The sequence below is a fragment of the Microlunatus flavus genome (assembly GCF_900110855.1).
GTDB classification, from domain to species: domain Bacteria; phylum Actinomycetota; class Actinomycetes; order Propionibacteriales; family Propionibacteriaceae; genus Microlunatus; species Microlunatus flavus.
In genome coordinates this window covers 302,616-321,189 of the sequence record NZ_FOFA01000004.1, presented here as the reverse complement: position 1 = coordinate 321,189, position 18,574 = coordinate 302,616, and the positions used below count along the sequence as shown (strand labels likewise).

The 18,574-nt window shown below is 75.3% G+C and carries 16 protein-coding genes; 8 read left to right on the top strand and 8 right to left on the bottom strand.

What is annotated here, in order from left to right:
- Nucleotides 1–54: 54 nt before the first annotated feature.
- From BMY04_RS12210 to BMY04_RS12195, 4 genes are all read right to left on the bottom strand, one after another.
- Nucleotides 55–279 carry a DUF4332 domain-containing protein gene (locus tag BMY04_RS12210; RefSeq protein WP_091074827.1) on the bottom strand — a complete coding sequence of 75 codons (225 nt, stop codon included), beginning with the start codon at nt 277–279 and terminating at the stop codon, nt 55–57.
- Nucleotides 280–362: 83 nt separating this feature from the next.
- A complete protein-coding gene (locus tag BMY04_RS12205; protein ID WP_091180459.1) occupies nt 363–1,007 on the bottom strand; it encodes a response regulator transcription factor in 645 nt (214 codons plus the stop codon).
- A gap of 4 nt (nt 1,008–1,011) precedes the next feature.
- On the bottom strand, nt 1,012–2,289 hold the full coding sequence (locus tag BMY04_RS12200) for a sensor histidine kinase (RefSeq protein ID WP_170854100.1): 1,278 nt from the start codon (nt 2,287–2,289) through the stop codon (nt 1,012–1,014).
- Between the two features lie 86 nt (nt 2,290–2,375).
- On the bottom strand, nt 2,376–3,869 hold the full coding sequence (locus BMY04_RS12195; RefSeq protein ID WP_091180453.1) for a glycosyltransferase family 39 protein: 1,494 nt from the start codon (nt 3,867–3,869) through the stop codon (nt 2,376–2,378).
- A 97-nt stretch (nt 3,870–3,966) separates the two neighbouring features.
- Between BMY04_RS12195 and BMY04_RS12190 the strand changes: the two genes are divergently transcribed.
- The 6 genes from BMY04_RS12190 to BMY04_RS23540 all read left to right on the top strand — a co-directional run bounded on the left by BMY04_RS12190 (nt 3,967) and on the right by BMY04_RS23540 (nt 10,531).
- Nucleotides 3,967–4,890: a dihydrodipicolinate synthase family protein gene (locus BMY04_RS12190; protein WP_091180448.1), complete on the top strand. Its 924-nt coding sequence runs from the start codon at nt 3,967–3,969 to the stop codon at nt 4,888–4,890.
- Nucleotides 4,891–4,894: 4 nt separating this feature from the next.
- Nucleotides 4,895–6,418, top strand: a complete 1,524-nt coding sequence (locus tag BMY04_RS12185) for an aldehyde dehydrogenase family protein (RefSeq protein ID WP_091180445.1) — start codon at nt 4,895–4,897, stop codon at nt 6,416–6,418.
- Nucleotides 6,415–7,416, top strand: coding sequence for a proline racemase family protein (locus BMY04_RS12180; protein WP_091180443.1), 1,002 nt, complete (start codon nt 6,415–6,417; stop codon nt 7,414–7,416). Before BMY04_RS12185 ends, BMY04_RS12180 begins: the two co-directional genes overlap by 4 nt.
- 73 nt (nt 7,417–7,489) lie before the next feature.
- Nucleotides 7,490–8,692, top strand: coding sequence for an NAD(P)/FAD-dependent oxidoreductase (locus BMY04_RS12175; protein ID WP_232506326.1), 1,203 nt, complete (start codon nt 7,490–7,492; stop codon nt 8,690–8,692).
- Nucleotides 8,682–8,972, top strand: a complete 291-nt coding sequence (locus tag BMY04_RS12170; RefSeq protein ID WP_091180439.1) for a (2Fe-2S)-binding protein — start codon at nt 8,682–8,684, stop codon at nt 8,970–8,972. Before BMY04_RS12175 ends, BMY04_RS12170 begins: the two co-directional genes overlap by 11 nt.
- Nucleotides 8,969–10,531: a (2Fe-2S)-binding protein gene (locus BMY04_RS23540; protein WP_198410109.1), complete on the top strand. Its 1,563-nt coding sequence runs from the start codon at nt 8,969–8,971 to the stop codon at nt 10,529–10,531. The genes BMY04_RS12170 and BMY04_RS23540 overlap by 4 nt, the downstream gene beginning before the upstream one ends.
- Before the next feature lie 77 nt (nt 10,532–10,608).
- Here BMY04_RS23540 and BMY04_RS12160 read toward each other — a convergent pair whose 3' ends face one another.
- Nucleotides 10,609–11,277 (bottom strand): GntR family transcriptional regulator, encoded by a 669-nt coding sequence (locus tag BMY04_RS12160; protein ID WP_091180436.1) that lies wholly within the window; start codon nt 11,275–11,277, stop codon nt 10,609–10,611.
- Between the two features lie 89 nt (nt 11,278–11,366).
- Between BMY04_RS12160 and BMY04_RS12155 the strand changes: the two genes are divergently transcribed.
- On the top strand, nt 11,367–12,023 hold the full coding sequence (locus BMY04_RS12155; RefSeq protein ID WP_091180434.1) for an MBL fold metallo-hydrolase: 657 nt from the start codon (nt 11,367–11,369) through the stop codon (nt 12,021–12,023).
- 133 nt (nt 12,024–12,156) lie between these two features.
- Nucleotides 12,157–14,193, top strand: coding sequence for a VWA domain-containing protein (locus BMY04_RS12150; protein WP_091180431.1), 2,037 nt, complete (start codon nt 12,157–12,159; stop codon nt 14,191–14,193).
- Nucleotides 14,194–14,265: 72 nt separating this feature from the next.
- Here BMY04_RS12150 and BMY04_RS12145 read toward each other — a convergent pair whose 3' ends face one another.
- From BMY04_RS12145 to BMY04_RS12135, 3 genes are all read right to left on the bottom strand, one after another.
- Entirely contained in the window at nt 14,266–14,979 is a 714-nt protein-coding gene (locus BMY04_RS12145; protein WP_139209836.1) for a VOC family protein, read from the bottom strand.
- 61 nt (nt 14,980–15,040) lie between these two features.
- Nucleotides 15,041–16,030: a DMT family transporter gene (locus BMY04_RS12140; protein WP_232506323.1), complete on the bottom strand. Its 990-nt coding sequence runs from the start codon at nt 16,028–16,030 to the stop codon at nt 15,041–15,043.
- Nucleotides 16,031–16,099: 69 nt separating this feature from the next.
- On the bottom strand, nt 16,100–18,307 hold the full coding sequence (locus BMY04_RS12135) for a Stk1 family PASTA domain-containing Ser/Thr kinase (protein ID WP_139209835.1): 2,208 nt from the start codon (nt 18,305–18,307) through the stop codon (nt 16,100–16,102).
- Nucleotides 18,308–18,574 lie beyond the last annotated feature (267 nt).

The window sequence follows — 18,574 nt, the reverse complement described above, 5'->3', positions numbered from 1 at the left end:
GCGGGAACCCGCCCGCCCCGGCGCACCGGGACGGGGCGGGCCCGAGGTCGAGGCTCAGGCCCCGGACTGCTGCAGGCCCTTGGCCTCGTCGATCCAGGCGCTGACCTGCTTCTCGGACACGCCGATGACGCGCCCGTGCCGGTCGAGGATCATCTGCGTCAGCGACGCCGGGTTGCGGTGGCTCAGCTCCTTGATCGAGTCCACGCCGATGCTCTCCAGCATCTCGGTGTGCTTCGGCCCGATGCCCTTGAGCTTGTAGAGGTCGTTCTCCATCGCCATGGTCGTCCGCGCTCCTTGTCGGCCAGCCCGTCTGGCCCTGCGGGGAAACATAAGCCCGGCGCGGAGCGGTGTCACGAGCCGGGTCAGCGCGCCCGCAGCCAGGCCAGCACGGCGAGCACCCGCCGGTTGTCGGTGTCGAGCTCGGGCAGGTCGATCTTGGCGAAGATGCTCGAGATGTGCTTCTCCACCGAGCCCGGCGACACCACCAGCGCGGCCGCGACGGCCGCGTTGCTGCGGCCCTCGGCCATCAGCGCGAGCACCTCGCGCTCCCGGCGGGTGAGCCGGTCGAGCGGGTCCGCGCGGCGGGCCACGAGCAGCTGGGCCACCACCTCCGGGTCGAGCACGCTGCCCCCGGCGACCATGGTGCGCAGCGCGTCGACGAGCACGTCCAGCGACGTCACCCGGTCCTTCAGCAGGTAGCCGACCCCGCCCCGGCCGTCGGAGAGCAGGACGTCGGCGTACGACTGCTCGACGTACGCCGACAGCATCAGCACCGCCAGGCCGGGCTGGAGGGCCCGCGCCTCGACGGCGGCGCGGAGGCCGTCGTCGGTCATGCCCGGCGGCATCCGCACGTCGACCACGGCGGCGTCCGGCCGCTGCCGGCGCACGGCCTCCACGAGCGCGGGCGCGTCGCCGACGGCCTCCACCACGTCGCAGCCGGCCTCGGCCAGCAGCCGCGCGAGCCCCTCCCGGAGGAGGACGGAGTCGTCGGCGAGCACCACGCGCACCGGCTCAGCCCTCCCGCTGCTCGGGCAGCACGGCGGTGACCTGGGTGCCGCCGCCGGCCGGGGAGCTGATCACGAGGGTGCCGTCGACGCCGGCCAACCGGTCGGCGAGACCGGCGAGCCCGTGGCCGCGGGCCGTCGAGGCGCCGCCGACCCCGTCGTCGCTCACGGTGACCGCGACCCCGGAACCGTCGTCCAGCCGGCGCACGTCCACGGCGGCGCGGGTCGCGGCGCTGTGCTTCTCCACGTTGGTCAGGGCCTCGGCGACCACGAAGTAGGCGGCGTGGCGGACCGGCACGGCCAGCCGGACGGGTTCGACGTCGACCACGGTCGGGACGCTGCCCCGCGCGACGAGCGCGGTCACCGCGGCGGACAGGCCCTGCTCGTCGAGGATCGGCGGGGCGATGCCGCGCGACAGGTTGCGGATCTCGGCGAGCGCGTCCTGCGACTGCTGCAGCGCCTCGCCGAGCAGGGCCCGGGCGGCGCCCGGGTCGGTGTCGAGGCGCCGCTCGGCGGCCGCGATGTCCATGCCGAGGCGGACGAGGCGCTGCTGCGGGCCGTCGTGGAGGTCGCGCTCGAGCCGGCGCAGCGTGTGCGCCTCGGCCTGGCCCGCAGCGGTCCGGCTCTCGGTCAGCGCGCTGACCCGCTCGCGCAGCTCGGGGGTCTCGTCGACCAGCAGCGCGGTCGCGAGGGCGGCGTGCAGCCCGACGAGGCCGCGCAGCACGGCCGGTGCGGTGAGCAGCAGGACGACGCCGACCGCGCTGTTGAACAGGACGTCCGCGAAGTGCCCGGGGTAGCCGAGCAGGGCGGGCAGCCCGGTGTTGTCGTCCGGCAGCCAGGTGCTCCACAGCCAGTAGGTCACGCCGCCGAGCCCGCCGACGACCCAGGTGACGGCCAGGGAGAAGGTCACGACCGACACGGGGAAGGCGATCAGCACGTGCAGCAGGTCGCGCCACGCCTGCGGGCGGGCCAGCCGGCCGAGCAGCCCGCGCAGGCCGGAGCCCGACGACGCCGAACGGTAGGTCGGCGGCAGCTCCACGCCGGTGGAGGCGAGCAGGAGCCGCTGCATGCGGGCCGCCCACCCGGCGACCGCCAGGCCGGCCACCAGCAGGACGAGGCCGACGACGAGGATCGCGAGCCCCACCCCGGCGCTGAGCAGGGTCACGCAGACCACGAACGCGGTCAGCTGCAGCGCGAAGATGCCGACCAGCGCCGCGAAGCGGCGCCCGGCGTCCGGCAGGAGTCCCACGGGCTCATTGTTCTCGACGGCGGTGGTGAGTGTCATGGCTCCACCGTCGCGCGTACGGGGGCGCCGGACGACGGTGCTGCCCGGCCTCTTCGTGCGGGGGCTACCCCCCCGCCTCTGCTGCGTCAGCCGAGGTGGCGCAGGCGCGGCCAGAGGTCGGCCCACGACGCCGTCGGCCCGGTGCAGACGGCCACGGGCTCGCCCTCCTCCTCGTTGTCGACCCCGGTCCCGTTCGCGAGCCGCGTCACCGTGCGGCACCCGGCGAAGAGGGTCGCGACCTGCGGGAGCTGTCCGCCGACCACCACGACGGTCCGGGTGCCGGCCGGTGGGCCGCCCGCGTCCCAGAGGGCGGCGTGGCCGCTCACGACGGGGACGTCGGGGTGCCGGCCGAACCGGACGAGCGCCCCGGCCTCGCCGTAGTTGCTCGCGAGCACCACCGTGCCCGGGTCGGCGGCGAGCGCGGTGTCCACGACGGCGTCGACCTGCGCCACGTACGTCGGCCACCCGAAGGTGTCGCGCACCGTCTGGTTGAGCGCGGGCACGGGCGTCCGGGCCAGGACCGCGACGGGCAGGACTGGGAGGTCGATCACCACGTTCGTCACGACGTGCAGGGCGACGAGCACCGCCAGGGCCGCTCGCCGCGCACCGCCCGCCCCGCGCTCGGCCCATGCCGCGACGGGTACGCAGCCGGCGGCGAAGACCGGCGCCAGCAGGCCGTACGGGTAGTAGACCTGCGCGCCGCCGACCACGGTCAGCGCCACCGCGACGACGAGGGCCACGAGGAGGAACCGGTACGCGCGCCAGGCCGGCGCACGGAGGAGCCGGACCGCCCCGGCCACGACGACGACGAAGAGCAGCGGCCCGACCATGATCACCAGGAACGGCACGGTGGTCAGGCGGACGGCCGTGGCGTTGCCCGCGGCGAGGGCCCGGCCCATGGCGAGCTGGGGCAGGCCGTGCCGCAGCTGCCACACCACGTCGGGCAGGGCGAGCAGGACGGCGAGAGCGGCGGCGCCGAGCAGGGCGGGGGACGCGAGCACCCGCCGGGGCCCGGACACGACCAGGCCGACGAGCAGGGAGACGACCAGCACGCCGACGAGCCACTTGTTCGTGGTGCCGAGACCCGCGACGGCGCCGGCGACCCACCACCAGCGGGGGCCGCGCCGGACCGCGCGGACGGTCACCAGCACGACCACCTCCCACACCAGCAGGTCGACGGAGCTGGTGAGCAGCAGGTGCCCGAACGTCAGGGTGAAGGTCCCGAAGCCGAAGCCCCACGCGGCCAGGCCCTGCGCCCGGGCGGCACCGCCCAGCTCGCGGGCGAGCAGCGTGACGGCGACGGTCGAGGCGACGGCCAGCAGCACCGCCGGCAGCCGGAGCACCAGGACGGAGTTGTGCAGGGCCGCCATGGTCCGGGCCAGGAGCGGGGTGAGCGGCGGCTGGTCCACGTAGCCCCAGGCCGGCGGCAGCATCCGGAAGTAGAGCTCGTCGCGGTGGTAGCCGTACCGGCCCGCGGTCGCGAGCAGCGCGACGGCGAGGGCGACCAGGGCGGGCGTCACCCAGCGCCACGCGAAGGGCGGCGCCGGTGCGGCCGGAGCCGCCGCCACCGGCACCCGCACGGGAGTCACGCTAGCCACCCCGTGCGGAGGAGGCGAACGACTTGCGCGGCTCAGTGCAATTGCATATGGTACTGACTATCGAGAGAGGATGGTCCCCATGGCCGAGTCCGCAGCGACCCCCACGCCCGAGCGCCCCTGGCGCGGTGTCTTCACCGCGACCGCGCTGCCCTTCCACGACGACCTGTCCGTCGACTTCGACGGCTACGCGGAGCACGTCGCGTGGCTGGCCGCGTACGGCACGCACGGCGTCGCGCCGAACGGCTCGCTGGGGGAGTACCAGACCCTGAGCGACGACGAGCGCGCCCAGGTCGTGCGGACCGCCGTCGAGGCGTCGCCCGAGGGCTTCGGCGTCATGGCCGGCTGCGGGGCGTACGGCACGCTGCAGAGCGTCCGTTGGATCGAGCAGGCGGCCGAGGCCGGCGCGACGTCGGTGCTGCTGCTGCCGCCGAACACCTACCGCGCCGACGCCGACACCGTGCTGCGCCACTACCGCGAGGCCGCCAAGGTGGGCTTGCCGATCGTGGCCTACAACAACCCGTACGACACCAAGGTCGACCTCACCCCGGCCGTCCTCGCGCAGCTGCACGCCGAGGGCCTCATCGTCGCGGTGAAGGAGTTCACCGGTGACGTGCGCCGCGCGTACGAGATCGCCGAGCTCGCGCCCGGCCTCGACCTGGTCGTCGGGTCCGACGACGTCCTGCTCGAGCTCGGCGTCGCCGGGGCGGTGGGCTGGGTCGCCGGCTACCCGAACGCCATTCCGCAGTCGACGATGGAGCTCTACGAGCTCGTCACCTCCGGCGACCCGGCCGACCTCGCCCGCGCGCTGCCGATCTACCGCGACCTGCACTCGCTGCTGCGCTGGGACTCCAAGACCGAGTTCGTGCAGGCGATCAAGCTGTCGATGGACGTCGCCGGCCGCAAGGGCGGGATCTGCCGCCCGCCCCGCGGCCCGCTGGCCGCCGAGATCCGTGACCGGGTGGTGGCCGACACCGAGGCCGCGCTCGGGAAGGGCTACAAGTAGAGACGTGACCTCCTCCACGACCGAAGCCTCCGCCCCCACCCCGGCCGAGACCGACCCGACCACCGTCCCCGAGCTCGTCGCCGCCGCGACGCGCGCCGGGGTGGTGTGGGCGGCGACGAGCCGCCAGGACCGCGCCGCCGTCCTCGACGCGGTCGCGGACGCCCTCGACGCCGCCGGTGGCACGCTCGTGCCGCTGGCGGTCGAGGACTCCCACCTGGCCGAGGGCCGGCTGCGGGGCGAGCTGCAGCGCACGACCTTCCAGCTCCGGCTGTTCGGCGAGGTGCTGCGCGAGGGTTCCTACCTCGACGTCCGGGTCGACCACCCCGACGCGGAGTGGCCGATGGGTGCCCCGCGTCCCGACCTGCGCCGCACGATGGTGCCGCTCGGGCCGGTCGTGGTCTTCGCGGCGGGCAACTTCCCCTTCGCCTTCAGCGTCGCCGGCAACGACATGGCCTCCGCGCTGGCCGCCGGCTGCCCGGTGCTGCTCAAGGCCCACCCGGGCCACCTGCGGCTGTCGCTCGCGACCGCCGAGGTCGTCCAGCGCGCGCTCGCCGAAGCCGGCGCACCGGAGGGCCTGTTCACCCTGGTCGTGGGTGACGAGGCCGGTCGCGCCGCGCTGACCGACCCAGGCGTCACCGCGGGCGGGTTCACGGGCTCGACCGGCGGGGGCCGTGCGCTCTTCGACCTCGCGGTCTCGCGGCCGGTGCCGATCCCGTTCTTCGGCGAGCTCGGCAGCGTCAACCCGGTCTTCGTGACCCGTGCGGCCGCGGAGGCGCGCGGCGCGGAGATCGCCAAGGAGGCGATCGGGTCGTTCACGCTCGGCGCCGGCCAGTTCTGCACCAAGCCGGGCGTGCTCGTCGTCCCGAACGGCTCGCCGCTGCTCGAGGCGCTGAGCTCCGCCGACCTGCCCGGGCCGGCGCCGATGCTGTCGGAGCGGATGGTCGAGGGCCACAACCGCGTGCGCCACGAGCTCGAGGGCGTGGCCGGCGTCGAGGTGCTCGCCCGTGGGACCGACGCCGAGGACGGCACGCCGGCCCCGACGATCCTGCGCACGGACGTGGCCACGCTGCTGGCCGACGTCGAGGACCTCTTCCGCGAGTGCTTCGGCCCGACCGTGCTCGTCGCCACCTACGAGGGCTCCGGGGGCAACGAGGACCTCGTCGCGCTCGCGCAGGCGATCGACGGGCAGCTGACCGCGTCGGTGTTCGGCGAGACCTCCGACGTCGAGGGCGTCCGCGAGCTCGTCTCGGTCCTCGCCAACCGCGCCGGCCGCCTGCTCTGGAACGCCTGGCCGACCGGCGTCAGCGTCACGTACGCGCAGGAGCACGGCGGTCCGTACCCCGCGACCACCGCGCCGTCGACCACCTCGGTGGGCACCGGGGCGATCGCGCGCTGGCTGCGGCCCGTCGCGTACCAGGGCTTCCCCTCGGGCCTGCTGCCGGGCGAGCTGCGCGACGAGCTGGACGAGGGCGCCGACGCGCCCCGCCTCGAGGACGGCAGGCTCCGGCTCAGCGGGCGCGAGCGGTGAGAGCCAGCCGCGTCTTCTCCGCGGTCGACTCGCACACGGAGGGCATGCCGACCCGCGTGATCACCGGCGGGTTCGGCGTGATCCCGGGCGCGAGCATGGCCGAGCGGCGCGTGTGGTTCATGGAGAACGCGGACCACCTGCGCACGCTGCTCATGTGCGAGCCGCGCGGGCACGGTTCCATGAGCGGCGCGATCCTCCAGCCGCCCACGAGGCCGGACGCGGACTGGGGCGTGCTGTTCATCGAGGTGTCCGGGCTGCTGCCGATGTGCGGCCACGGAACCATGGGTGTGGCGACCGTGCTCGTCGAGACGGGGATGGTGCCGGTCGTCGAGCCCGTCACCACGATCCGCCTCGAGGTGCCTGCCGGGCTCGTCGTCGCCCAGGTCGCCGTGACCGACGGGCACGCCACCTCGGTGACGCTGGAGATGGTGCCGTCGTTCAGCCTCGGGCTGGACCGGACCGTCTCCGTGCCGGGCTACGGCGAGGTCACGTACGACATCGCGTACGGCGGCAACTTCTACGCGATCGTGCAGCTCGAGTCCCTCGGGCTGCCCTTCGAGCACGCCGCCAAGAACCGCCTCCTCGACGCGGGCCTGGCGATCATGGCGGCGATCGACGAGCAGGACCTGCCCGTGCACCCCGAGCGCGAGGACATCCGCGGCTGCCACCACGTCTACCTCGCGGCGCCGGGCTCGGACGCGAAGCACTCGCGGCACGCGATGGCGATCTACCCGGGATGGTTCGACCGGTCGCCGTGCGGCACCGGCACCTGCGGCCGGATGGCCCAGCTGCACGCCCGCGGCGAGCTCGCGGTCGGCGACGAGCTGGTCAACGAGTCGTTCATCGGGTCGCAGTTCCGCGGACGGCTGCTCGGCGAGACCACGGTCGGCGGCCTGCCCGCCGTCCTGCCGAGCATCACCGGCCGCGCCTGGGTGACCGGCATGGGCCAGTACCTCCTCGACCCGACCGACCCGTTCCCCGCCGGCTTCACGCTGTGACGGGCCCCAACCTGGGACTGGCGGTGCCGCGCAGCCGCAGCCGCAGTCAGGACGCGCGGCGAAGGGCGGCGGCGTGACCGTCGTCGGGCGGAGCGTGCTGCGGACGGCCGACGTGGTCGTCGTCGGCGCGGGTGCGGTCGGTGCGGCGTGCGCGTACTTCGCCGCGCGGGCCGGGCTGCGGGTCGTCGTGCTCGACCGCGGGCCGGTGGCCGGCGGGACGAGCAGCGCGGGGGAGGGGAACCTCCTCCTCTCCGACAAGGAACCCGGGCCCGAGCTCGATCTCGCCCTGCTCTCGAGCCGCGTCTGGACGACCGACCTCGCCGAGCACGGGCACCACTGGGAGTACGAGGCCAAGGGCGGGCTGGTCGTCGGCGACGACGCGGCCGGGCAGGCCGCGCTCGAGGCGTTCGCGGTGCACCAGCGGGCGGCGGGCATCGAGGCCGTGGTGGTCGCCCACGACGACCTCCCCGCGTACGAGCCGCACCTCAACCGGGACGTCGCCGGCGGCGTCTTCTACGCCCAGGACGCGCAGGTCCAGCCGATGCTGCTGACCGCGCACCTGCTGCGGCTGGCCCGCGGGCTCGGCGCCCAGGTCGTCACGGGCTCGGAGGTCACCGGGTTCCTCCGCGACGGCGAGCGCGTCACCGGCGTCCGGACCCGTACGGGGCAGGTCAGCGCCGACGCCGTCATCAACGCCTCCGGCACCTGGTCGGGCGAGGTCGCGCGGCTGGCCGGGGTCGACCTGCCGGTGCTGCCGCGGCGCGGGTTCGTGCTGGTCACGCAGCCGCTGCCGCCGCTGGTGCGCCACAAGGTGTACGGCGCGGGCTACGTCGCCGACGTCGCCAGCTCCGACGAGGCGCTGCAGACCTCGCCCGTCGTCGAGGGCACGCCCAGCGGAACCATCCTCGTCGGCGCCTCCCGCGAGCGCGTCGGCTTCGACCGCACCCCCTCGCTGCCGGTGCTGGCCCGGCTCGCCGCGGCGGCGGCGGCGCTGTTCCCGGTGCTGCGCGACGCGTCGCTGATCCGCGCGTACGCCGGCTTCCGCCCCTACTGCCCCGACCACCTGCCCGTCCTCGGCCCGGACCCGCGCGCGCCCGGCCTGTGGCACGCGTGCGGCCACGAGGGCGCCGGCATCGGGCTGAGCGTCGGCACCGGGCACCTGCTCGCCCAGGCGCTGACCGGCGTGACGCCGGAGGTCGACCTGCACCCGTTCCGGCCGGAACGGTTCGAGCCGACCGGCACCCCCGCGACCGAGGAGCTGGCCGGTGCCCACTGACGGTCGGGGCGCTCCCGGTCCCCGCGTGCCCTTCACGCTGGACGGCCGCCCGCTGAGCGCCCGCCCCGGCCAGAGCGTCGGCGCGGCGCTCACCGACGCGGGTGTCCGGTCCTGGCGCACGACCCGGCGCCGGGAGAAGCCGCGCGGCCTGTTCTGCGGGATCGGCGTCTGCTTCGACTGCCTCATCGAGGTCGACGGGCGGCCCGACCAGCGCGCCTGCCTGACCCCCGTGCAGCCGGGCATGCGCCTGCGGACCGGTGCCCCCGAGGAGTGGACGTGAGCACGACCGAGACCGCGGGCCCGCCGCGTACGCCGCACGGCGACCTGGCCGTCGTCGGCGCGGGACCCGCCGGCCTGGCCGCGGCCGTCGCCGCCGCCGAGCGGGGCCTGGCGGTCGTCGTCGTGGACGCCGGCACCCAGCCGGGCGGGCAGTACTGGCGCCACCCCGACGAGCAGGCCGAGGCCGGGCTGGGACCGCACGCGGACGCCGAGGAGCTGCCCGCGCACCCCGTCGGGCAGCACGACTGGCAGGTCTACGTCCGCCTCCGCGAGCGCTTCGACGCCCTGCGGTCCGCGGGCGCGATCGCGCACGTCCCCGGTGCGCAGGTGTGGTTCGTCGAGCGGACGGGCGGCGCGGAGCGGGAGGGCTGGCGGCTGCGGACCAGCCCGACCGTCGAGCCCGACGACCGGGTGCCGGCCGAGGTCACGGCCACGGCCCTCGTGCTCTGCCCCGGCGGCTACGACCGGCAGCTGCCCGTCGCGGGCTGGGACCTGCCCGGCGTCATGGCCGCCGGCGGGGTGCAGGCGCTGCTCAAGGGGCACGGCTCGCTCGCGGGCCGACGGGCGGTGGTCGCCGGGACGGGACCGTTCCTGCTCCCCGTGGCCGCGGGCCTGGCCGAGGCCGGGGCCGAGGTGCTCGGCGTCTGCGAGGCGAACGCCGTGACCGGCTGGGCGCGCCAGCTCGGCGGGGCCGCGCAGTCGCCGCGCAAGGGCCTCGACGCCGTCGGCTACGTGCGCACGATGCTCGCGCACCGCATCCCGTACCGGCAGCGCACCGTCGTCACCGCGATCGGCGGCCGCGACCAGGTCGAGTCGGTCACCACGGCCCGCCTGGGGCGCGACGGCACGGTGGTGCCGGGCAGCGAGCGGACCGCGGCGGTCGACCTCGTCGCGCTCGGCTGGGGCTTCACGCCCTCCCTCGAGCTCGTGACCGCCGTCGGGGCCGACACCCGGGTCGACGTCGACGACTCCCTGGTCGCGGTCGTGGACGACGACCAGCGCAGCACCGTTCCCGGCGTCTACGTGGCCGGCGAGGCGACCGGCGTGGGCGGGGCCGCGCTCGCCCTGCTCGAGGGTGAGCTCGCGGGGCTCGCTGCCGCGGCCGACCTCGGTCGTGACACCTCCCCGATCGGGTCCCGTCGCCTGCGCGGCGGCATCCGGCGCGGTCGGGCCTTCGCCCGGGCGATGCACCGGGCGCACCCGGTGCCGGCGACCTGGACGAGCTGGCTGACGCCGGAGACGCTGGTCTGCCGCTGCGAGGAGGTCGACGTCGCCACCGTGCGCCGGGCCCGCGACGAGCTCGGCGGCGGCGACTTCCGCACGGCCAAGCTGCTGACCCGTACGGGCATGGGCTGGTGCCAGGGGCGCGTGTGCGGGTTCGCGACGGCGCTGCTCGCCGCCGAGGACGCCGGGCGCGGCCTGACCGTCGAGGACCTGCGGCCCACGTCCAAGCGCACCCTCGGCACGCCGCTCAGCCTCGGCCGCCTGGCCGACCTCGCCGAAGTCCCAGCGGGGCAGATCCCCCTCGACCTCGAGCCCTCGGACCCCGCCGACCGGTAGGTTGCCGCGCTGCTCCTCGGCGTGTCGCGCGCGGCAACCTACCGCTCGGCAGAGATGGGGGAGGCCGCCGACCGGGGTCAGGCGTCGGAGCGGCCCGCCCAGGTCGTCCGCGTACGGGCGATGTGGGCGTGCATGAGGGCCTCGGCGCCGGCGGCGTCGCGGGCCTCGAGGAGGTCGACCAGGGTCAGGTGCTCGCGGGCGTTCTCGGCGAGCGCGCCGCTGGCCAGCATCGCGCTCAGGCCGAGCAGCCGGGTCTGGCCGCGCAGCTCGGCGACGAGGTCGACCAGGCGCGGGTTGCCGTCGTACGCGAGCAGCCGCAGGTGGAACTCGCGGTCGGCCTCGGTGTACGCGACGAGGTCGCCGGCGCCCGCCTCGTCGACGATGCGCTGCGCCATCGCCCGCAGCCCGGGCAGGTCCTCGACCGGGACGTGCGGGGCGACGCGACCGACGACGGGCGGTTCGAGGAGCTGGCGGATCTGGGTCAGCTGGTCGAGGGAGGCGTCGTCGACCTCGCTGACGCGGAAACCCTTGTTGGGCACGATCGTCACCGTGCCCTCGCGCACCAGGTCGAGCATCGCCTCGCGCACGGGCGTGGCCGACACCCCGAACCGTGCGGCGAGCGACGGCGCGGAGTAGACGGTGCCGGGCTCCATCTCGCCCGAGACGATGGCGGCCCGGAGCGCCTGCGAGACGCGCTCGCGCAGGCTCGTCTTGGGCAGCGTCGTGATGCTGCGCGCCTCGGTCATGGGCCTCCTTCGCCACCCGACACCGTACGGGGCGTGGTCGGCGCGAGGCTGGAGCGCGTCCGCAGGCACGCCCCGTTAGCGTGAGGGCCATGCAGATCGCGCACCTCGGTCACTCCGCCGTCCTCGTCCAGACCCCCGGGGCCCGCATCCTGATCGACCCGGGCAACCTCACCGACGTCTGGCACGACCTGACCGACCTCGACGCCGTCCTCGTCACCCACCGCCACCCCGACCACCTCGACCCGGAGGCGCTCCCGGCCCTGCTGCGGGCCAACCCGGGCGCCCGCGTCGTCGTCGAGCCCTCGATCCTGGCGGCGAGCGAGGCGGGCGAGCTGCCCGAGCTGCCGAACGGTTCGGGCCTGGCCCCCGACGACCAGACCGCGATCGGCGATGTGCTGGTCACCGCGGTGGGCGGCGCGCACGCCGTCATCCACCCCGACATCCCGCGCATCGGCAACGTCGGCTTCGTGCTGCGCTCGGAGGGCGAGCCCACGCTCTTCCACCCGGGCGACTCGTACGCGGTCGCCCCGGGCGGGGTCGACGTCGTCGCCGTCCCGCTCTACGGGCCGTGGGGCGCGCTGCGCGAGACGATCGACTTCGCACGCGCCGTGGCGGCGCCGGAGGGGTTCGGCATCCACGACGAGCTCCTCAACGAGCGCGGCCTCGGCCTCGTCAAGGGCCGGGTCCGCGACATGACGCCGACCAACCTCGTCGACCTCCGCGGCGGGGAGCTGCGCACCTTCTGACGCGGGCCCACCTCCGCCGCCGAGCGGTGCGCCGGCCTGGTCCAGCCGTGCCGCGTGTATCCGACCGGGCCGCGAGGACTCCTCCACCCCAAGAGCCCGCGGACCTCCCGCGGGCGGTGGCTGGAGGAATCTGATGGGAATCGGCAGGTTGGTCGGCAACCACTTCGACCTGGTCGTCTCGATCCGTCACGATGCGGCGCAGGCGCGGGTCGACGAGTGGCAGGCCTCGTTCGCCCAGGCGTCGCGGCTGCTGTGGGACGCCACGGACGGGCAGCACCGGCTCGGCACCGTCTACGTCTGCAACAACGCCACGGGCGGGAGGAACGCGGACGCCTGGCTGCTCGAGCCCGACGGCAGGTCGGCGTCGGCCGTCAGCGGTCTCGGGTCGGAGACCGCGCACATGACCCTGTACGGGGACGAGCGCTTCAAGCCGTTCGTCGTCGTCCACGAGTTCGGGCACTACGGCTACGGCGTCTACGACGAGTACGAGGGGAGCGCTGGACCCGCGGAGTGCATCGGCGGCACCACGTCCGACGCCTGCATCATGGAGTCGGCCTGGTCCGACGGCGACCGTTTCGGCAACGCGGGCACCGGCGGGGCGCTGGTCAGCGGCCGGGTCAGCGAGTTCTGCGTCGCGGGCAACCACGACCCCGACAGCGACACCTACCAGGACGAGCAACGTTCGGTGGCCTGCTGGCAGACGATGGCGTCGTCCTTCCCCGGCCTGGCGGTCCCGGGTGGGACGCCCACGGTAGCCGCACCCGCGGGTGCGGGTGACATCAACTGGGTCGTCCTGGCCCCCGAGCAGCGCTACGTGCTGGTCGTCGACCGCTCGGGGAGCATGCAGGGCAACAAGATGGCCCAGGCGCTCGTGGGCTCGGCGTGGTGGGCGGACAGCGCGCGGACGAACGACCGTCTCGGGGTCGTGTCCTTCGCGACGACCGCGCGGACCGACATCGGGCTGACCACGATCACGGGCGCCGGCGACCGGACGGACGTGCGGAACGCCGTGAACGGGATCGTCGCGGGCGGCGAGACGGCGATCGGCGAAGGGCTCCGCCGGGCGCTCGACGAGATCCTCGGGGCCGGCCAGCGGGCTGCGACGCAGGTCGTGGTGCTGCTGACCGACGGCCTGCACAACCGCGGCGAGGCGCCGGCCACGGTGCTGCCGGACCTCGCCGCGAACGGCGTGCGGGTCTACACCATCGGTGTCGGACCGTCGATCGACTCCGCGCTCCTGCAGGCCGTCGCGACCGGCACGGGTGGCACGTACTACCGCATCGACCCCACCCTGTCCCAGCCCGACCAGGAGTTCCGCATCCGCACGGTGCTCCAGGAGATCTCCGGGATCGCCCGGGAGAACGGCGGCGTCGTCACGACACGCCCCGAGGCCCTGGGCGAGGCCGACCGCATCGAGCGACGGGTGCTCATCGAGGAGGGCAGCGAGTCGGCGACCTTCGCGGTCACGTGGGACGGCGACCAGAAGACGGTGATGCTCGAGCTCCGGTCGCCCGACGGGGAGTCGATCGACCTGGGCTCGGTCCCGCCCCACGTCCGCCCCATCGACACGGGCCTGCCCTACACGGGCTACGAGGTCGAGCGTCCGACGCCGGGGGAGTGGACGATGGTGGTCCGCACCCGAGGCGGAGGTTCCGGTCGGGGGCAGCTGTACGTCTTCAGCGAGAACCCGCACGTCGACGGTGCCCTCTACTCCCCGGCGACCCGGTACGACCGGGGTGACGTCGTCCCGCTGTTCCTGCAGGCGTACGTCGACCAGCCGGTCGGTGGGTTGCAGGTGAGCGGACGGGCGATCCTGCCCGACGGCTCCACGGCGCCGCTCCGGTTCGGCGACGACGGCGACGTGCTCACGGGTGACGCCGTCGTCGACGACGGGACCAGCTCGGCGCTGTTCGACGAGACCCACGACCTCGAGGGCGTCTACACCTTCCAGGTCCAGGTCACCGCGGACGCGGGCTCCGCGTTCTACCCCGACGCCGGGGAACGGCTCGTACCGGGCGACGCGACGAACACCCGGGCGATCCCCGCGTTCACGCGCCGGTTCAGCCTGTCGGTGGTGGTCGGCGAGGAGAAGGTCGTCGAGCCCGAGCAGGAGCGCGAGGAGGAGCCCGAGCCCCGTCGGCCGCGCCGGTCCACCCGACGGCCTCGGTGATCCGGACCGGGTGCCGGCGACGTCGCCGGCACCCGCCGGCGCCGAGGACGGGGCACGCCCGTGCGCGTGGGCTCAGGGCGCCTCCGGCGGCTGACCCGTCGCGCAGAATGTGCGGCCGTCCGGGTCGTGCAGGACCACCCACCCATCCCCGGTCGCGCCGCGGACGGCACCGAGCGCGACCAGCCGGGCCGCCTCGGCCTCGCGGTCGCTCGCTCCCAGGTCCAGGTGGACGGTCACGCGGTCCGGCTCGGCGGACGCGCGCCGCTGGACCAGCAGCTGCAGCGGACCCTCGTCCGGCACCAGGTGGCAGACGAACTCGGGGCTGTCGCAGTCCCGCCAGGCCCACCCGGTGACGGCGGCCCAGAAGCGCGCCTCGCGTTCGGCGCCAGCCGCGGGGCAGTCGAGGCAGACCTGCACGAGCCGGCTGGACGTGCCGTCGGGCCAGCGCCGGGCGGGCGCGCGGCGTCGGTCCGGTTCGGCCGGCTTCAGCCGGAGGGCGAGTCCGCCGGGGGAGCGGAGGAGCCCGTCGTCCTCGGTCGCGCCGAGGTCGAGCGCCTGCCGGATCGCCGCGGTGAGGTCGTCGACCTCGAGGACCAGCGCCGGCACCCGGGCAGCCTCCCGGCCGTGGTGGACGTACGCGTCGCCGTCCTCGGGCACGAGGCTCGCGTCGTGGTCCGGACCGGGCCCGGCGGCCCGCCACGTCCCGCCCAGCGCCGCGGCCCAGAAGGTCCTGCCCGTCGCGCTCGGCGGCGGGTCGAGGACCACGTGGGCGAAGGTGGCGGCCACCTCGGGATCGAACCACACCGCCGGCTGCGCCGGAGGTCGGCGTCCCGCGGCGTACGGGCGGTCAGGCGTGCGGGAGCGTGGGCGGCGGCACCACGGAGGGCGCACCGGGCAGCGGTGCCTCGAGCCGGTCGTGCGCCCCGTCGCCCGGCTCCTCGTCCGCGAGGTCGTGCGGGAGCGGCGTGCGCCTGGGCGCGAGCTCGACCAGGTACATCGCGCCGACGATCGCGAGACCGCCGAGCACCATCCGCGCGGTCACCCGCTCGCCCCCGAGCGCGACGGCGAAGGCGGCGGCCCAGACGGGTTCGGCGGCCATGACGACGGCGGCGCGCGACGGCTCGACGTGGGCCTGCGCCCAGGTCTGCAGCACCATGCAGAGCGCGCCCGCGACGACGGCGAGGTAGAGCAGCGAGACCCAGTCGCCGGCGGTGGCGGGTAGGGCGATGCCGCTGCGGCTCGAGGCGTCGGGCAGCAGCGCGGCCACGCCGCAGACGAGCGTGATGACGACGAGCTGGACGAGGCTGAGACCGAGCGCGCGCGCCGGGTCGCTGAACCGGCTCAGCAGCAGGATGTGGACGGCGTACAGGGCGGCCGAGGCGAGCGTGAGCGCCTCGCCGGTCCCGACGCTGAAGCCCTGCAGCGACAGGACGCCCAGCCCGACCGCGGCGAGGACGGCGCCGGCCCAGGTCGCGGCCCCGACGCGCGCCCGGAAGACCAGCGCGCCGAGCAGCGGCGTGAGAACCACGTAGAGGCCGGTGACGAAGCCCGACGTGCTCGCCGAGGTCAGCGAGAGCCCGACGGTCTGCACGATCTGCGCCGCGCCGTACACCAGCCCGAGGAGCAGGCCCCGGCGCAGCACGGTCGCGTCGATGCGCAGCCGGGGCGCGGCGAGGACGGCGAGAGCGAGGGAGGCGATCGCGAAGCGCAGCGCGAGCATGTCGAGGACGCCCAGGCGGGTGAGCAGGTCCTTCATGAGGAAGAACGTCGAGCCCCACACCGCCGCCATCGTCAGCAGCGCGACGAAGGCGAGGCGCTCCGCGCGGGTCCCGGACACCGCGTCAGCCTAGGGACGCCCAGCCCGTACGCCCTCCCGTGCCCAGAGGCGCGGGCGCCCCGGTGACGGTCAGACCAGGAAGAGCGTGATCGTCGAGCCCTTGGGCGCCTGGTCGCCGCCGCCGGGGGAGGAGGTGACGACGTAGCCGAGGCCGAGGTAGTTCGTCGCCTTCTTGTTCCTGGTCTTGAAGCCGGCGGCCTGCATGGCCTCCTCGGCCTTGCGGATGCCCATGGCGCGCACGTTCGGCACGGTCACGAGCACCGGGCCCTTGGAGGCGACGAGGGCGACCGCGTCGCCCTTCTGCAGCGTGCCCTTCGGCGGGTCCTGGCTGATGACGTCGCCGGCGTCCACGTCGTCGGAGTTCTCCTGGGTGACGCTGACCTGCAGGCCCGCCTTCTTCAGCGCGGCGGCGGCCTTGTCGGCGTCCTTGCCGGTCCAGTCGGCCAGCGTGATCGGCTGCGGGCCTCCGCTGACGGTCAGGGCGACCGCGGTGTCGCGCTTGAGCGAGGCGCCCGGGTCCTGCGCGGCGGCGAGGACGACGCCCTTGGCGGCGGTGTCGCTCCACCGGCTGCTGACCTTGCCGACCTTGAGGTGCGCCGCGGCGAGGGCGGTGGTCGCGGCGTCCTGGCTCATCCCGACCACGGTCGGCATCGCGAAGCGCTCCGGCCCGCGCGACACGACGGCCTCGAGGTGGCTGCCCTTGCGCACCCGGGCGCCGGCGGGCGGTTCGGTCGAGACGACCTCGCCGGCGGGGACCGTCTCGCTGTACCCGTCCGTGAAGTCGACGGCCACGTCGGCCCGCTCGGCCACGGACGCGGCGTCCGCGCGGGTCAGGGTCGTGAGCGCCGGGGCGCTGGTGAAGCGGCCCTCGGTCAGGTACCAGCCGGTCACCGCCGCGACGGTCGTCAGCAGCAGCACCAGGATCAGCGCGAGCCAGCCGCGCCGCCGGCGCCGGGCCTCGTGCTCCCGGCGGGCCGCGATCCGCTCGGAGTGCTCGCTGCGCGCCGGCCGCACGCGCGGGTCGTGCCCCCGGACGACCGGCGGCGGCGCGTCGCGGAACGTGGGGTGGCCCCCGTACGCGGTCGAGCCGTGCGCGGTCGAGCCGTGCGCGGTCGAGCCGTACGCGGTCGAGCCGTGCGCGCTCGAGCCGTACGCCGTCGACCCGTGCCGCGGGGTGCCTCCCAGCTCCTCGGTCGGCGGGTCGAACGACGGACGACCGCCCTGGGGGCCGGTGGCGATGTGCCGGGTCGCCTCGAAGTCGGCGCGGTCGCCGACCACCTCGGTGGGGGCCGACGCGAGGTCCTCGCCGACCGTGTCCTCGACGAGCGGCGCAGTCGGCGTCAGGTCCTGCGTCAGCTCGGGGTCGTCGCGCAGCCCCTCGCGCAGGGCCGCGCGGACCCGGCGGACCTGGGTCAGCAGCACGCGGCCGTCGGGCGGACGCAGCGCGGGTTCGCGCGCGGTGGCGCGGGCGACCAGCGCGTCGAGGTAGGGCGGCACGGTCCCCGGCGGCGCGAACGCCGAGGGCGACGGGACGTCGCGGTGGACGTGGGCGTACGCGACCTGGATCGGGGTCTCGCCGCTGTGCGGCTTGCGCCCGGTCAGCAGCTCGAAGAGCACGACGCCGGCGCTGTAGACGTCGCTGCGCGCGTCGGCCAGCCCCGTCGTCACCAGCTCGGGCGGCAGGTAGGAGACGGTCCCGATGAGCAGGCCCTGGGTGGCGGTCTGGGTCTGCGAGCTGATGGCCTTGGCCAGGCCGAAGTCGGCGACCTTGACCCGCCCCCGCGTGCCGAGCAGGACGTTCTCGGGCTTGACGTCGCGGTGCACCAGCCCGGCGTCGTGGGCGGCGGCGAGCGCGGAGACGACCGGCTCGAGCAGGTCGAGAGCCGCGAGCGGGTCGAGCGGGGCGTGCGCGTTGATGACGTCGCGCAGGGTCTCGCCCTCGACGTACTCCATGACGATGTACGGCCGCACGACCGTTCCGTCGACGGCGTCGGCGCCCTGGTCGAAGACGGAGACGACGTTGGGGTGCGACAGCCGGGCCGCCGCGCGCGCCTCCCGGTCGAACTTGCGGGCGAACTCGACGTCGTCGCCCAGGCCGACGTGCATGATCTTGACCGCGACGGTCCGCGTCAGGCGGGTGTCGATGCCGCGGTAGACCGTGGCCATGCCGCCGCGGGCGAGGCGCTGGGTGATCTCGTAGCGCCCGTCGAGCACGCGGCCGACCAGCGGGTCACCCGTCGGGCCGCGGGCGCCCCGCGAGCCGAAGGTGCTGGTCATCGTCACGCCTGCTCCCACCAGGGTCGGGACGCCGGGAGGTCGCCTCGGGGCTGCTCCGACACGGCTCCGTCGCGGCCTCCGCCGCCGTCGCGCTGAGTCGCGAGTCTAGGAGCGCCCGGGGGCGAGGCCCCTGCTGACGCGCCGGTGCCCGCGAACCTGTGCGCGCAGGCGCGGCGGGGCGTGGAACGCTCCCTGAGCTCGCCGACGGGCCTCGAAGAGGTCGCGTGCTGCTTGGGTGAGGTACGCCGACCCGTTCCGGGCCCTTCG

What these genes read in the sequence shown, in the direction of transcription:
- BMY04_RS12135 (WP_139209835.1), bottom strand. Translation starts at nt 18,307, where the DNA reads ATGACCAGCACCTTCGGCTCGCGGGGCGCCCGCGGCCCGACGGGTGAC.
- BMY04_RS12160 (WP_091180436.1), bottom strand. Translation starts at nt 11,277, where the DNA reads ATGACCGAGGCGCGCAGCATCACGACGCTGCCCAAGACGAGCCTGCGC.
- BMY04_RS12155 (WP_091180434.1), top strand. Translation starts at nt 11,367, where the DNA reads ATGCAGATCGCGCACCTCGGTCACTCCGCCGTCCTCGTCCAGACCCCC.
- BMY04_RS12210 (WP_091074827.1), bottom strand. Translation starts at nt 279, where the DNA reads ATGGCGATGGAGAACGACCTCTACAAGCTCAAGGGCATCGGGCCGAAG.
- BMY04_RS12190 (WP_091180448.1), top strand. Translation starts at nt 3,967, where the DNA reads ATGGCCGAGTCCGCAGCGACCCCCACGCCCGAGCGCCCCTGGCGCGGT.
- BMY04_RS12200 (WP_170854100.1), bottom strand. Translation starts at nt 2,289, where the DNA reads ATGACACTCACCACCGCCGTCGAGAACAATGAGCCCGTGGGACTCCTG.
- BMY04_RS12150 (WP_091180431.1), top strand. Translation starts at nt 12,157, where the DNA reads ATGGGAATCGGCAGGTTGGTCGGCAACCACTTCGACCTGGTCGTCTCG.